Source organism: Oleiphilus sp. HI0128 (assembly GCF_001635365.1).
Genome location: NZ_LWGG01001355.1, coordinates 1 through 864 on the forward strand (window position 1 = coordinate 1; position 864 = coordinate 864).

General features: G+C 45.7%; 2 protein-coding genes. Both read left to right on the top strand.

Annotated elements, in window-relative coordinates:
- On the top strand, positions 1 to 371 hold a 371-nt coding region (locus A3763_RS22515), incomplete at its 5' end, for a M24 family metallopeptidase (RefSeq protein ID WP_156495267.1).
- Positions 372 to 389: 18 nt separating this feature from the next.
- On the top strand, positions 390 to 864 hold a 475-nt coding region (locus tag A3763_RS22520; RefSeq protein WP_231872291.1), incomplete at its 3' end, for a nucleotidyltransferase domain-containing protein.

Genomic DNA, 864 nt, shown 5'->3' on the forward strand with positions numbered 1-864 from the left:
TTGCCCTTGTTAAGCCGGGTGCAAGACTAGGCGATATTGGCGCTGTTATTCAAAAGCATGCTGAAAACAATTACTATTCTGTAGTACGCGAGTATTGCGGCCATGGCATTGGTGCTGTTTTCCATGAAGAGCCGCAGGTCATGCATTATGGTAAACCAGGCACCGGCCTTGAGCTAAAAGAAGGCATGACCTTTACTATCGAGCCAATGATTAACCAAGGCAAACGCCACTGCAAACTCTTACCAGATGAGTGGACAGTCGTGACCAAAGATCACAAGCTTTCTGCGCAATGGGAGCACACTTTGCTAGTTACCTCAGACGGTTGTGAAATACTGACCTTACGTAAGGAAGAGGAAGGTCTGCTAAGTTAAGCACAAGCCGATAAAACTATGACGCAACACAGCTCGCTCTTCGAAAAGTTCACCCACGCATCTAGCCTGGACATGCAAACATTAGTCTCTGACTTAAGTACTTGCTCACAACCAGCCCTGAATGTTCGGACAATCCTGGAAGATAGTAAGCAAGTCCTTGATCAGCTGTATCTGGCAAACGAAGATATCCGTCAGCTTATCGAAGTTAAATCCAAACTCATGGATTATATTCTTAAAGGTTTATGGGCACGCTTCGGGTTCGACCAACATGTTAGCCTTATTGCTGTTGGCGGTTATGGCCGAGGCGAGCTGCAACCACATTCAGACATTGACTTACTTATCCTGGTAAGGAATGAAATTGATGATCAGCTGGGCACCAAACTGTCTGACTTTATCACACTATTATGGGACCTGAAACTAGACATCGGCCATAGCGTTAGAACGATTGATGAATGCATTGAAGCCGCTAAAAGCGATGTCACCATTGCGACCA